This window comes from Defluviimonas salinarum, assembly GCF_026013545.1.
GTDB lineage: Bacteria > Pseudomonadota > Alphaproteobacteria > Rhodobacterales > Rhodobacteraceae > Albidovulum > Albidovulum salinarum.
The window spans coordinates 17214-33865 of record NZ_JAPDOG010000004.1 but is presented as its reverse complement, the minus strand read 5'-3'; the positions used below and the strand labels follow the sequence as shown (position 1 = coordinate 33865).

General features: G+C 66.1%; 13 protein-coding genes and 1 tRNA gene. 7 read left to right on the top strand and 7 right to left on the bottom strand.

The genetic code is table 11. The annotated features are described in order from the left end of the window. Nucleotides 1-82 precede the first annotated feature (82 nt). Entirely contained in the window at nucleotides 83-1651 is a 1569-nt protein-coding gene (locus tag OM960_RS05690) for an ArnT family glycosyltransferase (protein ID WP_264771335.1), read from the bottom strand. A 211-nt stretch (nucleotides 1652-1862) separates the two neighbouring features. Between OM960_RS05690 and OM960_RS05685 the strand changes: the two genes are divergently transcribed. Beyond that, on the top strand, nucleotides 1863-4289 hold the full coding sequence (locus tag OM960_RS05685; RefSeq protein ID WP_264771334.1) for a GcvT family protein: 2427 nt from the start codon (nucleotides 1863-1865) through the stop codon (nucleotides 4287-4289). 134 nt (nucleotides 4290-4423) lie between these two features. Then, nucleotides 4424-5023: a nucleotidyltransferase family protein gene (locus OM960_RS05680; RefSeq protein WP_264771333.1), complete on the top strand. Its 600-nt coding sequence runs from the start codon at nucleotides 4424-4426 to the stop codon at nucleotides 5021-5023. A gap of 13 nt (nucleotides 5024-5036) precedes the next feature. Here OM960_RS05680 and OM960_RS05675 read toward each other — a convergent pair whose 3' ends face one another. The 4 genes from OM960_RS05675 to ypfJ all read right to left on the bottom strand — a co-directional run bounded on the left by OM960_RS05675 (nucleotide 5037) and on the right by ypfJ (nucleotide 7990). Beyond that, complete coding sequence (locus OM960_RS05675) at nucleotides 5037-5708, bottom strand: Hint domain-containing protein (protein WP_264771332.1); 672 nt, start codon at nucleotides 5706-5708, stop codon at nucleotides 5037-5039. Between the two features lie 387 nt (nucleotides 5709-6095). Then, nucleotides 6096-6404, bottom strand: a complete 309-nt coding sequence (locus OM960_RS05670) for a hypothetical protein (RefSeq protein ID WP_264771331.1) — start codon at nucleotides 6402-6404, stop codon at nucleotides 6096-6098. Nucleotides 6405-7004: 600 nt separating this feature from the next. Continuing rightward, nucleotides 7005-7088: transfer RNA gene (locus tag OM960_RS05665), tRNA-Leu, on the bottom strand. 56 nt (nucleotides 7089-7144) lie between these two features. Then, entirely contained in the window at nucleotides 7145-7990 is an 846-nt protein-coding gene (gene ypfJ / locus OM960_RS05660) for a KPN_02809 family neutral zinc metallopeptidase (RefSeq protein WP_264771330.1), read from the bottom strand. A 136-nt stretch (nucleotides 7991-8126) separates the two neighbouring features. Here ypfJ and OM960_RS05655 point away from each other — a divergent pair, with 136 nt between their 5' ends. Next, nucleotides 8127-8705 (top strand): YqaA family protein, encoded by a 579-nt coding sequence (locus OM960_RS05655; RefSeq protein WP_264771329.1) that lies wholly within the window; start codon nucleotides 8127-8129, stop codon nucleotides 8703-8705. After that, nucleotides 8702-9157, top strand: a complete 456-nt coding sequence (locus OM960_RS05650) for a disulfide bond formation protein B (RefSeq protein WP_264771328.1) — start codon at nucleotides 8702-8704, stop codon at nucleotides 9155-9157. Before OM960_RS05655 ends, OM960_RS05650 begins: the two co-directional genes overlap by 4 nt. Before the next feature lie 7 nt (nucleotides 9158-9164). Here the strand turns inward: OM960_RS05650 and OM960_RS05645 are convergent, their stop codons facing one another. Further along, nucleotides 9165-9596, bottom strand: coding sequence for an Lrp/AsnC family transcriptional regulator (locus tag OM960_RS05645; RefSeq protein ID WP_264771470.1), 432 nt, complete (start codon nucleotides 9594-9596; stop codon nucleotides 9165-9167). Between the two features lie 120 nt (nucleotides 9597-9716). Here OM960_RS05645 and rocF point away from each other — a divergent pair, with 120 nt between their 5' ends. The 3 genes from rocF (at nucleotide 9717) to guaA (ending at nucleotide 13399) form a co-directional block, all read left to right on the top strand. Then, complete coding sequence (gene rocF / locus OM960_RS05640) at nucleotides 9717-10643, top strand: arginase (RefSeq protein WP_263332784.1); 927 nt, start codon at nucleotides 9717-9719, stop codon at nucleotides 10641-10643. A gap of 5 nt (nucleotides 10644-10648) precedes the next feature. Next, nucleotides 10649-11695, top strand: a complete 1047-nt coding sequence (gene ocd / locus OM960_RS05635) for an ornithine cyclodeaminase (RefSeq protein WP_264771327.1) — start codon at nucleotides 10649-10651, stop codon at nucleotides 11693-11695. 144 nt (nucleotides 11696-11839) lie between these two features. Next, entirely contained in the window at nucleotides 11840-13399 is a 1560-nt protein-coding gene (gene guaA / locus OM960_RS05630) for a glutamine-hydrolyzing GMP synthase (RefSeq protein WP_264771326.1), read from the top strand. A gap of 109 nt (nucleotides 13400-13508) precedes the next feature. Here the strand turns inward: guaA and OM960_RS05625 are convergent, their stop codons facing one another. Then, complete coding sequence (locus OM960_RS05625; RefSeq protein WP_263332778.1) at nucleotides 13509-16652, bottom strand: efflux RND transporter permease subunit; 3144 nt, start codon at nucleotides 16650-16652, stop codon at nucleotides 13509-13511.

Here is a 16652-nt window from a genome sequence, read left to right as displayed (position 1 = left end):
CCATCGCAATCGACGATAGCAGCGCGTTCCCGGGGCCCGGGGGCGCGCTGCGGTCGTTTTGGAGGCCGTATCTTTATGACGGTTAGTCGCGAATGTTGCTGGTGACCGTCGCGCCGGACCAGAAGCCGTAGCGGATCCCGTTGTAGAATGCCTCGTCCTCAGGCTCCGCGGTAACCGGCACGCGATCGACGGGGCCGAAGAGGAGCCCCTCGGGATGCGCCGCACCCCAGCTGCGCAGGGCCTCGGGCCCCGACAACACGGCGACGGGCGTGGTCAGGCGCGCGCCGAAGTTGAACTCGGCATTGTAGATCATCTCGGCCACGGCGAGCCCGCCCTTCTCCGCCGCCGCCAGCTTCGCGCTGATCTCGCGGTGGTCGTAGGCGGCGTAAAGCCCGGTCGTCACGATGAGCACATGCAGCGCGGCGGCGAGTCCGATGCCAAACACCGCGTGGGCCGGCGTGAAACTCAGCCGCCAGCCGAAAACGCCGAGCCCGATGCCGACGAGGCCGAAGAGCGCCACCGCCCAGCCCGGCATCAGCGGCGCGAGGTCGCCCGTGGCCGGGATCAGCCCCACCGCGAGCGCAAGCGCGGCGAGCCCGAGGATCACCGGAAAGACCGCCGCCGCCGAGCCGCCGCGGCCACTCCGCTCGATGCCCCCGAGTGCCCGCGCCATGAGGAGCGCCACCGCGGGAAACTCCGGGATGAGGTAGTGGATCTGCTTGCCCGAGATCAATGAGAAGAGGACGAGCCCCGACCCCGCCCAGATCGCGAGCATCCGCCCTCCGGCATCGCCCCTGACCGCCCGCACGGTGGCGGGCCAGAGCCGCCAGGACCAGGCCCAGGGAAAGAGCAAGATCGGCAGGAGTGCAACGAGGAACCAGACCGGCCGGTCATGGGCAAGCCCCCCAGCGACCCGCGCCGCCGACTGCGTCCACAAGAGCTCCTCGCGATAGGCGGCGGTGCCGCCGATCAGAGCCGGCACCAGCCAGACCGCGACGAGAATAAGCCCCGCGCCAAGCGCCATGCCGAAGCCCTTCCCGGCCTCGCTCAGCCGTGGCGGTTCCGGCGCCCAGAGCGGCATCGTCAGAAGAGCCGGCATCAGATGGACGAAGATCACCGGCCCCTTGGCATAGACCCCGAGCGCCAGCACGAGCCCGAAAGCGATCCAGAGCCGGCGGCCGCGCTCGCCCTGCCCGATGCGCCACAGGATGCCGACGCCGAGGATCGTGGCAAAGGTCAGCATCGTGTCGAAGAGCGTCAGGCTCGCATAAATCAGGAAGACCGTGAAACTCGCCAACACGAGGATCGATCGCGCGCCGACGCCGGAATCCTCGGGCCAGAGCCGCCGGGCGAGCCCCGCCATCGCGAGGGCCGAGGCGACGCCGAAGGCCGGCGCCACCAGCCGCGCAGCAAATTCGCTCACGCCGGTGAATTGCCAGACGAGGTTGATCAGCCAGAACAGGAGCGGCGGCTTGTGGGTGTAGAGGTCGAAGTTCCGCGTCAGGTGGAAGACGTCGCCCGAGAGCCACATCTCCCACGCGACACCGAGATAGCGCGTCTCGTCGATCGGCAGGAGCGGCCTGAAGCTGGCGAGGGTGACGAGGATGACGAGAAGGACGAGCGCCCAGACGGCGGATTGAGGACGAATCAAACTCGGCTCCATTGGCTGTCGGGCGTTATCCTCTCCTAAGCGCACCGCCCCTGAAGCGCAAATCCGGCCTGAGACCGACGCGGCTAATATCGATCCTGCGCGCAAGGAAAGCGACAAAGTTTGTCGCGGACGCGCTCTCGTGGTGATCGGCGATTTGCCATCCTCGCGCAAAACCGGCCCGACCGGGGCCGCAACGCGGGGGTATCCATCCATGAAGTCTCATGTCCAAGTCGCGGTCATCGGCGGCGGCGTCGTCGGCTGCTCGGTGCTTTATCACCTGACGAAATACGGCTGGAAGGACGTGATGCTGATCGAGAGATCGACGCTCACGTCGGGCTCCACCTGGCACGCGGCGGGCGGGTTCCACACGCTGAACGGCGACACCAACATGGCGGCGCTGCAGGGCTACACGATCCAGCTCTACAAGGAGCTGGAAGCGATCACCGGCATGTCCTGCGGGCTCCACCACGTCGGCGGCGTGACGCTCGCGGACAATCAGGCGCGCTACGAGATGCTTGTCGCGGAACGCGCCAAGCACCGCTACATGGGGCTTCATACCGAGATCCTTGGCCCGTCGGAAATCGAGAAGCTCACCGACGGCCTCGTCAACACCACGGGCATCATCGGCGGCCTCTACGATCCTCTGGACGGCCATCTCGACCCCTCCGGAACCACCCATGCCTACGCCCGCGCGGCGAAGATGGGCGGGGCCGAGATCGTCGAGCACAACCGGGTGCTGGAGACCAATCCGCGCCCCGACGGCGGCTGGGACGTGGTCACCGAGAAGGGCACGATCCACGCCGAGCACATCGTCAACGCGGGCGGTCTCTGGGCGCGCGAGGTGGCGGCGATGGCAGGCGTCTACCTGCCGCTTCTGCCGATGGCGCACCAGTATCTCGTCACCGACGACATCCCCGAGATCATGGAGATCCTGAACTCCGGCCGCGAATTCCCCCATGTCATGGATCCCGGCGGCGAGAGCTATCTCCGCCAGGAGGGCCGCGGCCTCTGCATCGGATTCTACGAGAAGCCCTGCGAAGGCTGGTCGCTCGACGGCACGCCCTGGACCTTCGGGCATGAGCTTCTGCCCGACAACCTCGACAAGATCGAGGAGTCCGTCGCCTTCGCCTACAAGCGCTTCCCGGTCCTCGAAAAGGCCGGCGTGAAGAGCGTCATCCACGGCCCCTTCACCTTCGCGCCCGACGGCAATCCCCTGATCGGCCCGGTGCCGGGTTTGCGCAACTATTGGTCCGCCTGCGCCGTCATGGCCGGCTTCTCCCAAGGTGGCGGCATGGGCAAGTCGCTCGCCGAATGGATGATCCACGGCGAGACCGAATGCGACCCGCGCGGCTTCGACGTCGCGCGCTTCGGCAAATGGACGACGCCGGGCTACACCGTCCCGAAGGTGATCGAGAACTACCAGATGCGCTTCTCGGTCTCCTATCCGAACGAGGAACGCCCCGCCGCCCGCCCCTTCCGCACCACGCCGATGTACGACATCTTCGACGGCATGGGTGCGGTCTGGGGTCAGCAATACGGGCTTGAGGTCGTCAACTACTTCGCGCTCCCCGGCGAGCCGCGCTACGAGACGCCGAGCTTCAAGCGCTCCAACGCCTGGGAGGCGACGGCGGCCGAGGTCCGCGCGGTGCGGGAAGCGGTGGGCATCAACGAGGTCCAGAACTTCGGCAAGTTCCGCGTCACGGGGCCGAACGCGCGCGCCTGGCTCGACCGGATCATGGCCGGCGCGATCCCGAAGGCGGGTCGGCTGTCGCTGACCCCGATGCTCTCGCCCGAGGGCAAGATCATCGGCGACTTCACCGTCACCTGCCTTTCCGAGACCGAGTTCCGCATCACCGGCTCCTACGGCGCGCAGGACCAGCACCTGCGCTGGTTCGAGGCAAACCTCGACGCCGGCGTGACGGTCGAGAATGTCTCGGACCGCGTCACCGGCTTCCAGATCGCCGGGCCGAACGCGCGCGAGCTTCTGAGCCGCGTCACCCGGTCGGATGTCTCCGGCGAGGCTTTCCGGTTCATGGATGCGAAACGCATGACCATCGGCATGGCCGACTGCCTCGTCCAGCGCGTGAGCTACACCGGCGATCTCGGCTACGAGATCTTCACCGACTTCATGAGCCAGCGCACGCTCTGGCACACGCTCTGGGCCGCAGGCCAGGACCTTGGGCTGAAGCCCTTCGGGATGCGGGCGATGATGTCCTTGCGGCTCGACAAGCTCTTCGGCTCCTGGGCGCGCGAGTTCTCGCCCGACTACTTCCCCGGCGAGACCGGAATCGACCGCTTCATCCGCTGGAACAAGGAGGCCGACTGGATCGGCAAGGCCCCCGCGTTGAAGGAGAAGGCAGAAGGTCCGAAGCGCCGGCTCTGCGCCTTCATCGTCGATGCGGCCGATGCCGATGTCGTGGCCTACGAGCCGATCTGGATCGGGGACGCGGTCGTGGGATTCTGCACTTCGGGCGGCTATTCGCACTGGACCGGCCAGTCGGTGGCGCAGGGCTTCGTCCCGGTCGACTTGATCCGCGATGGGCTCGAGGCCGAGGTCGAGATCCTCGGCCAGCGCCGCAAGGCACGGATGGTGACCGGCCCGCTCTGGGACGCCGACGGCGCCCGCATGCGCGGCTGAACGCGCCGCGCCGCGGTCCGTCAGGGGCGCGGCGCGGGACGCAGCGTCGACAGGGTTGCAGCTGCAGGTTCCAGTTGGAATAGTGGGGCGGGACGAATGCCGGGTTCACGGCCCGCGATGCAGGAGCGCCGGGAATGGCTGGGCTTGCAATTCTGATTCCGGCCGCGGGGGCATCGCGGCGCATGCACGGCTCGGACAAGCTGCTCGCCGAGGTCGATGGCCAACCTTTGCTTCGACGGGCCGCAGCGATGGCGGCCCGGACCGGCGAGCGGGTGATCGTGACCCTGCCCGAGAGCGGCCCATCCGCGCCGGGGCGCCGCGCCGCGCTGATCGGGCTCCCGCTGCAGATCGTACCGGTCGCGGACGCCCATGACGGGTTCTCGGCAAGCCTGCGCGCCGGCGCGGATCATGCCGGGCCGGTCGAGGGCCTGATGGTGCTGATGCCGGACATGCCCGATATCGAGCGAGAAGACCTGACGCTCCTGATCGCGGCATTCGCGGAGGACCCGACCCGGCCGCTGCGGGCCGCCACGGAGACCGGTGTCGAAGGCCATCCGGTGATATTCCCCCGCCGGCTCCTGCAGGAGCTGAGGGTTCTGACCGGGGACCGCGGCGCCCGCGTCGTCCTTGAAGGCGAATCCGTCCGCACCTGCACCCTGCCGGGAGACCGGGCCATCCTCGATCTCGACACGCCCGAAGACTGGGACGCGTGGCGCCGCCGTCACGAGGACTGACGAAGCGGATCGGTCAGGCCGCCAGGGCGATACGCTTGTCGCCGGGACGGCTCCACCCGGCCCGCGCAGGCACGTATGCGGCCAGACCGGCCTCGGTCGCGAGTTCGGGGAAGATCGCCAGGATTTCCCACAGCTGCGCCGTGTGCAACCCGTCGAGCGCCGCACGATCCGGCCGGAAGCTCTCGCTCCAGGCGCCGTCGGCGAGGATCACCTCGTGGGCGTCGAACATGAGATGGAAATAGGTCACCTCGGTGTGGACCTCCGGCACGCGCTGCGCCGGGTGGAGGTCGCAGGCCGCCACCAGAACCTCACTCTCGGCGCCGAGAAGGCGCGCCGCCTCGCCACTCATCAGTATCCGGTGCTGCGGGCTGACGGTCAGGTCGCGTGACGGCATGCCGGGGCCAAGACTGCCGCGCCGGATCGTGACGGGGCGAAGCTCAGCGAACCGCTCCAGCGCGTCGGCATCAAAATGCCGCGCGCCGATCCAGCGCAGGGGGCGATAGCCGTTGTCGCGCGTCAGGACCCGATCGCCGGGCCGAAGGTTCTCGATCTCGACCTCGCCGCGCAGCGTCGCGATACGAACGCCCGCGATGAAACAGGGCGTGCGAGGGCATGTTTCGGGTATTTGCGCGTCAGCCGTCGACGGCATCTCCTTCACATCGGCCTCACAGGATCGGTTTGCCACAACCTTCGTTTCCGTTTCGACATTCATCGCGACTCGTTCCTACACCATGACCACTTAGCACAATAAACCACTCGATTTTGTGGCTAAGAGCTAAATGCGGTCGCATTTAGGCAAGTCTGCGACATTTCGGTCGCGTCGCGGTGAAACTCGCGCCCAATTCATTTTACGGTTGTTATTCGTGCAAAGAGTTCGCGCTTCGGAATTGAGTTGAACTCCGCTCCGCCGCGTCCCTGGCCTGGCCTGGACGACTCGCGTTACGCCTCGCGGATCCGGACACAAGCCCACAAAAGCTGTCCGCCTTGCGGGCGGCGTCATGTGATTGGAGGTTCCGCGCGATGCCGGCACCGGTCGTCAGGGCGGCGCCGATCGCTTTAATGGCGACGTAGACTATTCCACAGTCGCCGCGATCTGAGCGCCGCCCTTGGCCGCGACGCCCCGGCAGCGGTTCGGTCTGAGGCTTTTACCATGCTGGAGGACATCGTCGGATTTCGATCCGAGACAAAGTCCGGCTATTCCTGCCGGATCGGCTTTCGATTTTTGGGAAAATTCGGCGGCCGGGAATCCGTCTTTGAAAATAAACCCCAGGCCGCCAATAATGCCGCACTCAGAAATTGCCATCCACCGTTTACCCACGCCTCGCACCCACTCAATGAACTCATAGACGTCCCGCAATTTCGGGTCGTGGGATGGCCGCACTCGTGACTAACCGCGGAACCGATTGTTTCCGCGCTACTCGTAATGGGGCTAAATCCCCATCGGTCGTTCTGGATATCCAGCTTCCTGCGGCGCGTCCATTTGCTTGCCGCCGCCAGAAAACCGAGACCCCCAGCCCCCAGACAATGCTCTCCGAAGGACGTCTATCAGGATACCTTTGGTGCCCCCCGAGGCCAACCAAAAAATGGCGACATCATGGCAGGAGAAGTTCAAAGAATATTGCCAATTGTTGAGAAAATTGATCTTGCAAGGTTCGAAAAAAGCGACGATCCGGATGCTCGGAAAACTAGATAAGGGGGGTCAACCCTTCACTCCACACAAATTAGCCGACACATCCGCCAGCCGACGCGAAACCGGCAAAGGCACGGACTCGCACCCCGCCTCACATAAGTTTCCTGCTTGGATACAATAAAGATCCTAGCGGTCACGCCGCCGCGAGCTTTGTGTCAAAATCAGGGCATCCAATCGTTCACAAACCACCGCCAATTCGGTGCGCCGCAGTCGGTTTGTTCGCCCTCGCCCATGCGTCTGCATGTTTCGATTCGCCCGCCAGTGGCAGACTCGAGGCCGACTCAGTCTGGGTGGTGCCCGAGGCGAGACTCGAACTCGCACGCCTTGCGGCGACGGATTTTGAATCCGCTGCGTCTACCATTCCGCCACTCGGGCAACGCGACGAGCGGTCTAGCTGCCCGCGCGGTCAAAGACAAGCTGTTTGGCGGTGCTCAGAGCGCGTTCGCGCTGAACGTGTCGCAGGCGGCGACCGAACCGCTCTCGTAGCCTTGCGCGAACCATCGCTGCCGCTGTTCGGACGTGCCGTGGGTGAACGTGTGCGGCATCGGCCGCCGGCCGGCATTGCGCTGCAACGTGTCGTCGCCGATCTGGCGGGCGGCATTCATCGCCTCGCCGATGTCGCCGGGCTCCAGACTGCCGAACCGCTCGCCGGCATGGCGCGCCCAGACGCCCGAGAGGCAATCGGCCTGCAGCTCGATGCGGACCGAGATCGCGTTCGACTGGGCCTCGCTTGAACCTTGGCGGATCTTGTTGGCCTCGCCAAGGATCCCGAGCTCGTTCTGGACGTGATGGGCGATCTCGTGGGCCACGACATAGGCGGCGGCGAAGTCGCCCTTCGCCTCGAGGCGCTGCGCAAGGGTCGTGAAGAACTGGGTATCGAGATAGGCCTTGCGGTCGAGCGGACAGTAGAACGGGCCGGTCGCGCCGGACGCGCCGCCGCAGGGTGATTGCGTCGCCGCCTTGAACAGGACCAGCGTCGCCGGCTCATACCGCTGGCCGAGCTCGCGAGAGAAGATCTCGGCCCAGATCTCTTCGGTGTCGGCCAGCGTGACCGAGACGAACTCGCCAGCGCGCCTGTCGGCTTCGGTCAACTCGCCGCCGCCGCTCGTACCGATGCCCGGCCCGCCGGTCAGCATCGGCGTGACATCAACGCCGAGGAAATACCCGATTGCGAGGATCGCCAGGAGACCGCCAATCCCGATCCCGCCTGCCCGCCCGCCGCTCATGCGGCGCCGGTCCTCGATGTTGCGGCTGCCGCGCCGCCCCTGCCATCTCATATCGTCCCCCTTAGACAGCCTCAGGTGTTCACAGCCTCCAAATTACCCCCGCGAAGGCTGGAAGACAAAGATTGTCCCGCTTGACGCCAAGGCCGGCACATGGCCTAACGGCGGCGAGGCTGTTTGGGCAGGTCCGATGATCCGCACCTTGTATGACTGGACGATCCGGCTCGCGGAGCATCCGCGCGCGTTGTCGGCGCTTGGCGTCGTCTCCTTCGTGGAAAGCTCGTTCTTCCCGATCCCGCCCGACGTGCTGATGATTCCGATGATCATCGCGCGGCCGTCGCGGGCCTGGTTCATCGCCGCGATCGCGCTCGTCACCTCGGTTCTCGGCGGGCTTTTCGGGTATTTCATCGGCGCAGTTCTCTTCGATAGCGTCGGCCAGCCGATCCTCGAGTTCTACGGCAAGACCGAAGCGGGCGCGGTCTTCGCGGAGCGGTTCAACGAATATGGCGGCTGGGCGGTGCTGATCGCCGGCGTCACCCCGTTCCCGTTCAAGGTCATCACGATCGTCTCGGGCTGGACCGGGCTGTCGCTGCCGGTCTTCATTATCTCGGCCATTATCGCGCGGGGCCTGCGCTTCTTCATCGTGGCCGGCCTGCTGTGGCAATTCGGCCCGCCGATCCGCGACTTCATCGAGCGCCGCCTCGGTATCGTCTTCAGCCTCGGCATGGCGCTCCTGATCGGAGGTTTCGCGGCGGTGAAATACCTGTGACACGCACACGACTGATCCTGCTTGCCGCGGGCGGCTCGCTCGCCCTCCTCGCCGGCGCCTTCGTCTTTCAGGCGCTCGGCTACGCGCCGTGCAAGCTCTGCATCTGGCAGCGCTGGCCGCACGGGATCGCGGTCGCGATCGGCGGGCTCGCGCTTGTCACGTCGCTTCCGTGGCTGCCCTGGCTCGGTGCTCTGGCGGCGCTGGCCACGGCCGGGATCGGCGTGTTTCACAGCGGCGTCGAACTGCGCTGGTGGCCGGGCCCCGACACCTGCACCGCGTCCGGCGACCTCGCCGGGTCGGCTGAGGATCTGCTGAACCAGATCATGGCCGCGCCGCTGGTGCGCTGCGACGAGGTCGCCTGGATGTTCGCGGGCCTTTCCATGGCGACATGGAACGCGATCCTGTCCTTCACGCTCGCCGCGCTCTGGATCGCCGCCGCCCGCCGAACCTGAACAGTTTTCAACGCCTGCCGGCGCGCCGGGTAGAGAGCATCAGGCTCGTCTCGCTCGCCGTGACCCCGTCGAGCTTGCGGATCATCGCCAGCACCCGGTCGAACTCCTCGAGCGTCCGGGTTCCGATCTCGGCGATGAGGTCCCAGCGGCCATTCGTCGAATGCACCGCCTGCACCTCCGGCAGGCCGGAGAGCCGCGCCAGGACCCGGTCCGTGCCGCGGCCCTCGATGCCGATCATCATCAGTCCGCGCACCGGCATCGCGGTCAGGTCGCCGCGCGTGACCACTGTGAAGCCCTGAATCTCGCCGCGCGCCACCAGCCGCTCCATCCGCGCCCGCACCGTCGCCCGTGCAAGACCGAGCCGAGCGGCCAGTTCGGACAGCGACGCGCGCCCGTCGCGCCGGAGAGCCGCAATCAATGCCTGATCCGTTTCGTCCAGTTCGTTCATATTGGCCGCCGTTTCGGACATTCATCTGAACATATTGATCATTGATTTACTTCAAACCGACGCAATCCGGCAAGAGACTGCGCATCGCCCCCCGAAACACCGGAGACGCCCATGAAACCGACCTGCATCCTGATCGGCGCGCCGATCGACACCGGCCAGAAACGCGAAGGCTGCCTCATGGGGCCGGCCGCCTACCGGGTCGCCGGCCTCGCCCAGAGCCTCGAAGCACTTGGCCAGTCCGTGATCGACCACGGCGACGTGACGCCGGCGCCGCTGCGCGAGACCGACTGCGCCAACCCGGCCGTCCACCACCTCGCCGAGACCGTCGCCTGGACCGAGGCGCTCGCCGAAGCCGGCGAGGAAGCCATGGCCAAGGGCCTGCCGATCTTCATGGGCGGCGACCATTCGCTCTCGCTCGGCTCGGTCGCCGGGGTCGCGGCCCATGCCGCGAAGGTCGGCCGGCCGCTCTTCGTGCTCTGGCTCGACGCGCATTCCGACTACCACACGCCGCTCACCACCCAGTCCGGCAACTTGCACGGCACGCCCGTCGCCTACATCGCGGGCCGGAACGGCTTCGAGGCTTTCCCGCCCTTCCCCGCGCCGGTCCCGGCCGAGCGCATCTGCCTTTACGGCATCCGTTCCGTCGACTCGGCCGAACATGCGGGTCTTCTGGAAAGCGACATGACCGTCTGTGACATGCGAGTGCTCGACGAACGCGGCATCGTCGCGCCCCTGCGCGAGTTCCTCGACACGGTGCGGGCGCAGAACGGCCTGCTCCATGTCTCGCTCGACGTCGATTTCCTCGATCCCGGGATCGCGCCCGCGGTCGGCACCACGGTTCCCGGTGGCACCACCTTCCGCGAGGCCCATCTGGTGATGGAGCGTCTGCACGAATCCGGCCTCGTCACCTCGCTCGACCTCGTCGAACTGAACCCCTTCCTCGATGAACGCGGCAAGACCGCGCGGCTGATGGTGGAGCTCGTCGGCTCCCTCATGGGCCGCAAGGTATTCGACCGCCCCACCCGCAGCTTCGGATAACCCAGATGGAAAACCTGAACATCGTCCCCTTCGTCAGCGTCGACAACATGATGAAGCTCGTGCTTCACCTCGGCCCTGAGCGCGTGATGACCGATCTCGCCGGCTACATCGAGGCCGACTTCCGCCGCTGGCAGAGCTTCGACAAGACCCCGCGCGTGGCCTCGCATTCCGAAGTCGGGGTAATCGAACTGATGCCGACCTCGGACGGCGAGATGTACGGCTTCAAATACGTCAACGGCCATCCGAAGAACACCAAGGAAGGGCTCCAGACCGTCACCGCCTTCGGCCTTCTGGCTGAGGTGAACACCGGCTACCCGATCCTCCTGACCGAGATGACGATCCTCACCGCGCTGCGCACCGCGGCAATGTCGGCGCTCGCCGCGCGGCACCTCGCGCCGAAGGGCGCGACGGTGATGGCGATGATCGGCAACGGCGCCCAGGCCGAGTTCCAGGCGCTGGCCTTCAAGGCGATCTGCGGCGTGAACGAGGTCCGGCTCTACGACATCGACCCCGCCGCGACGGCCAAATGCGTCCGGAACCTCGCGGGGTCCGGCCTCGCGCTGACCGCCTGCAAGACCGCCGAGGAGGCGATGGAGGGGGCCGGCATCATCACCACCTGCACCGCCGACAAGCAATGCGCGACGATCCTGACCGACAACATGGTCGGCACCGGGGTCCATATCAACGCGGTCGGCGGCGACTGCCCCGGCAAGACCGAGCTTCACCGCGACATTCTCCTGCGCTCCTCGATCTTCGTCGAATACCCGCCGCAGACCCGCATCGAGGGCGAGATCCAGCAGCTCGACCCCGACCACCCGGTCACCGAGCTCTGGCAGGTTATCACCGGCGCCGCGACCGGCCGCTCCGATCCGCGCCAGATCACGCTCTTCGACTCGGTCGGCTTCGCGATCGAGGACTTCTCGGCGTTGCGCTACATCCATGACCAGCTGAAGGCCCTGCCCTACAGCGAGCCGCTCGACATGATCGCCGATCCCGACGATCCGCGCGACCTCTATGGCATGCTCCTGCGCGCCAAGGCGAAGGCGGCCTGATCCGCCACTTTCTGTCCGAAATATTCTCGGGAGTCGCCATTGGTGTGCCACCGGTTCAAGCACCAATGGCGACGGGGCAGACAGCCCCCGCCTTCCCCGCCAAACACCCTTGCGCCGGATCGGACAAGGCAATATTCCCCGGCCATGACACACGCCCATGACCGCCTCCTCATCATCGACTTCGGCAGCCAGGTCACGCAGCTCATCGCGCGGCGCCTGCGCGAGCTGAACGTCTACTGCGAGATCCACCCCTACAACCGGGTGGACGATGCCTTCCTGAAGGATTTCGCCCCGAAAGCGGTGATCTTCTCGGGCGGCCCCGCCTCGGTCTTCGCCGAGGGCGCGCCGATGCCGCCCGCAGGCGTGTTCGATCTTGGCGTGCCGATCCTTGGCATCTGCTACGGCCAGCAGGTGATGATGCACTGCCTGGGTGGCCGCGTCGAGCGCGGCCACAAGACCGCCGAGTTCGGTCGCGCTTATGTCACGCCGACCGAGGACAGGCTGCCGCTCCTCGACGGCTGGTTCGCGGAAGGCCGCGAGCAGGTCTGGATGAGCCACGGCGACCACGTCTCGGCGATCGCGCCCGGCTTCCAGGTCTACGGAACCTCGCCGAACGCCCCCTTCGCGATCACCGCCGACCCCGAGCGCCGCTTTTTCGCCGTGCAGTTCCACCCCGAGGTGCACCACACGCCGAAGGGCGCGAAGCTCTACGAAAACTTCGTCCGCCTCGCCGGCTTCAGCGGCGACTGGACTATGCGCGCCTACCGCGAGGACGCGATCGAGAAGATCCGGGCCCAGGTCGGTGACCAGAAGGTGATCTGCGGACTTTCGGGCGGCGTCGACAGCTCCGTCGCCGCGATCCTCATCCACGAGGCGATCGGCGACCAGCTCACCTGCGTCTTCGTCGACCACGGGCTCCTTCGCCTCAACGAGGCCGAGGAAGTGGTGTCGATGTTCCGCGACACCTACAACATTCCCCTGATCCACGCGGATGAATCCGACCTCTTCCTCGGCGCGCTCGAGGGCGTCTCGGACCCCGAGGTGAAGCGCAAGACCATCGGAAAGCTCTTCATCGACGTCTTCCAGAAACACGCCAACGAGGTCGGCGGCGCCACCTTCCTCGCCCAAGGTACTCTCTACCCCGACGTCATCGAGTCGGTCAGCTTTTCCGGCGGACCCTCAGTCACCATCAAGTCGCACCACAACGTGGGCGGCCTTCCGGAAAAGATGGGCTTGAAGCTTGTCGAGCCGCTGCGCGAGCTTTTCAAGGACGAGGTCCGCGCGCTCGGCCGCGAGCTCGGACTTCCGGACCGGTTCATCGGCCGCCACCCCTTCCCCGGCCCCGGCCTCGCGATCCGCTGCCCGGGCGAGATCACCCGCGAGAAGCTGGAGATCCTGCGGCAGGCTGATGCGGTCTACATCGACCAGATCCGCAAGCACGGGCTTTACGACGAGATCTGGCAGGCCTTCGTCGCGATCCTGCCCGTGAAGACCGTGGGCGTGATGGGCGACGGGCGAACCTACGACTACGCCTGCTCGCTTCGCGCGGTGACCTCGGTCGACGGCATGACCGCCGACTACTACCCCTTCACCCACGACTTCCTTGGCGAGACCGCAACGCGGATCATCAACGAAGTGCAGGGCATCAACCGGGTGATGTACGACATCACCTCGAAGCCCCCCGGCACGATCGAGATGGAATAGGCCGCGCGACTGCCAACGGTTCGGTCTCGCGAGACCTTGCACGCAAGCTTCAACTGAAACGCCCCGGCGCGATGCGCCGGGGCGTTCCTTTCGCGGGGAGGCGGAAGCGTCAGTGAGCGCCGGCCCACCCACCGGCAGACGCCTCGCCACTGGCCGCGGCAGTCTCCCGCTCGGCGGCGGCGCCGAACCACAAGATCAGCACCGGCATGATCAGCAGGTTGACCAGCGTCGAGCTGACCAACCCGCCGAGGATCACCACCGCCATCGGGAACTCGATCTCGTGTCCCGGTATCTCGCCCGCCACGACCAGAGGCAGAAGCGCCGCACCGGTCGTGATCGCGGTCATCAGGATCGGCGCCAGCCGTTCGCAGGCGGCCTGGCTGACCCGCGCGGGACCGAAGGGCATGCCCTCCTCCCCGAGCCGCTGGCAATGGCTGATCATCAGGATGTTGTTCCGCGCGGCGATGCCGAGCACGGTGATGAAGCCGACCAGCGAACCGAGCGAGAAGATCCCGCCGCCGAGCCAGGCGGCGACGACGCCACCGGCCAGCGCCGCCGGCATCGCTGCGAAGGCGACCGCGGCGTAGCGGATCGAGCGGAACGAGGCGTGCAGGAGCGCGAAGATCCCGAGCGCGACCGCGATTTCCACCGCGATGAGCCGGGTCTGCGAGGCCTGCAGCTCCGCGAACTCACCCAGCATCTCGAAGTGATAACCGAGCGGGAACTCCATCTCCTCGACAATATCCTCCACCTCGGAGGCGACCGAGCCGAGATCGCGGCCCGAGACATGGGCGCCAACCTCGATCGAGCGCGAGAGATCCTCGTGCTGGATGATGTTGGGCGTCGGCGTGACGGCGATTTCCGCCACGTCCTTCAGCGCCACCTGCCCGCCGATCGGCGCGTCGATCAGGATGTTCTCGATATCCGTCAGCGACGCCCGGACTTCCGGCGTGCCCCAGACCTGCACGTCATAGGTGCGCGCATGGGTATGGATGTCGCCCGCCTCGATTCCCGAGATGATCGTCGAGACCGCGCGGCGCACGTCGCCCGGCTTCAGGCCATAGGCGGCCGCCTTCCCGACGTCGGTCCGGATGTCGATCTGCGGCACATTCTTCTGCAGGCCGACATGCAGCCCCACGAGCCCCTCGACACCGCTGATCGCTTCGGCCACGCGGTCGGCCTGTTCGCGGATCCCCTCGAAATCGGGACCGAAGATGCGCACGACGATCGGCTCGCTCTCGCCGGTCAGCACCTCGCGGATGCGCTCCTTGAGATAGGTCAGCACGTCCCGGTAAAGCCCCGGATAGCCGTCGACCACTTCCTGAATTCGGTCGAGCGTGGCGTCATAGTCCGCCGCGGGATCGACCGAGACCCAGTTCTCGCCGAAATGCATGCCCACGACCTCGTCCATGTAGAGCGCCTGGCCGATATGGGCGCCGAAGTTGCGCACCCCCTCGATATCTCGCAACTCCTTGCTGCCCTGGACCGTGATCCGGTACATCTCGGGCTGCGAGACGCCGGGTGCCGTGACCCAGTGCATCAGGAAGTCGCGCTCCTTGAACGAGGGCAGGAGCTGCTGGCCCATGAACGGCAACAGCGTAAAACAGGCGCCGAGCAGCACCACGCAGGCCGTGACGGTCACGCGCGGGACGGCGAAGATCGCATCCAGCATCCGGCGGTAACCCGCAACCAGGAACCGGGCCAGCGGCGCCGGCTTGTCGCCGATGTCGCGATTGCCGAGCAACACATAGCTCAGGGCCGGCGTAATGGTCACCGCGACGACGAGCGAGGCCATCAAGGCGACCGCGTAGGACCAGGCGAGCGGCCGGAAGAACGACCCCGACAGTCCTTCGAGGAAGAAGACCGGTACGACCGCCAGCACGATGATCGCCGTCGCGAAGACGATCGCGGCCCGGATCTCGAGAGACGCTTCAAGGATCACCCGGAAGGTAGAGCGGCCGAGCCGCTTTGCGCGGTTTTCGCGCAATCGTCGGACGATGTTCTCGACGTCGATGATTGCGTCGTCCACCACCGCGCCAAGCGCGATCGCAAAGCCCGCAAGCACCATCGTGTTGATCGTCATTCCCTGCCAGTCGAGCACCAGGAGCGCCCCAAGCAACGACACCGGCACGGCAACGATCGAGATGAGCGCGATGCGCCAGTCGAAGAGGAACACCCAGAGCACCAGCGTGACCAGCACCGCCGCCACGAGAAGCGCCTTGGAAAGATTGTCGATAGAGGTCTCGATGAAGGTCGCCGGACGGAAAATCTCGCTGTCGATCTCGATGTCCTGCAGACCCGGCCGCATCTTGTCGAGCGCCTCCTCGATCTTCAGCGACACGTCGAGCGTGTTGGCCCAGGGGAACTTCTCGACGATGAGGAGGAGCCCCGGCCCGTCGTTGATAACCGCGTCGCCGATCAGCGGCTGGTGGTCGATCTTGACGTCGGCCACGTCGGCCAGCGTCTTGTCGGTGCCGGTGACACTGACCTTCTTCAGATCGTCGATCGAGTGGATCGGCAGCACATGGTGGATCGGATAGCGGTTCGTATCGGTGTCAATGAAACCGCCGGTGCCGACACGAGCGCCGTCGGAATACTGCAACAGCCCGACATCGAGCGCGTCGGCGGTGCTTTCCATCACCGTGTCCAGAGTCACGCCGTTTTCCGCAAGGCGTGCGGGATCGACCTGCACCTGCAGCATCTCCAGCCGCTCGCCCCAGATCGCGACGTTGGCCACGCCGGGCACCCGCAGGAGCCGCTCGCGGATCTTCCAGTAGGTCGTCATCGACATGTCGATCAGCGAGTATTTCTCCGAGGACAGGCCGATCTTCATGATCCGGCTCGTCGCCGAGAGCGGCGGCAGGATCACCGGCGGGCTCGACCAGGTCGGCAGCGTCGGCGAGATCTCGTTGACCCGCTCCTGCACCAGCTGACGGGCGCGCAGAAGATCGGTGTCGCGCGTGAAGATCATCACGATCGACGACAGTTGCGGTGCCGATTTCGACCGGATGATGTCGAGCCCGTCGATTCCGGCCAGACCCTGCTCGAGCGGGATCGTCACATATTCCTCGACCTCGATCGACGTCAGCCCGAGCGAGGGCGTCTGGATCTCCACCAGCGGTGGCGCGAATTCGGGAAACACATCGACCTTCAGATCGTTGGTCCGCTGCGCCCCGAAGATGACCAGCATGGCCGCAAGCGCGATCACAATATAGCGAAAGCGCATGCTTGCTTCGATCAGAAACCTGAACAT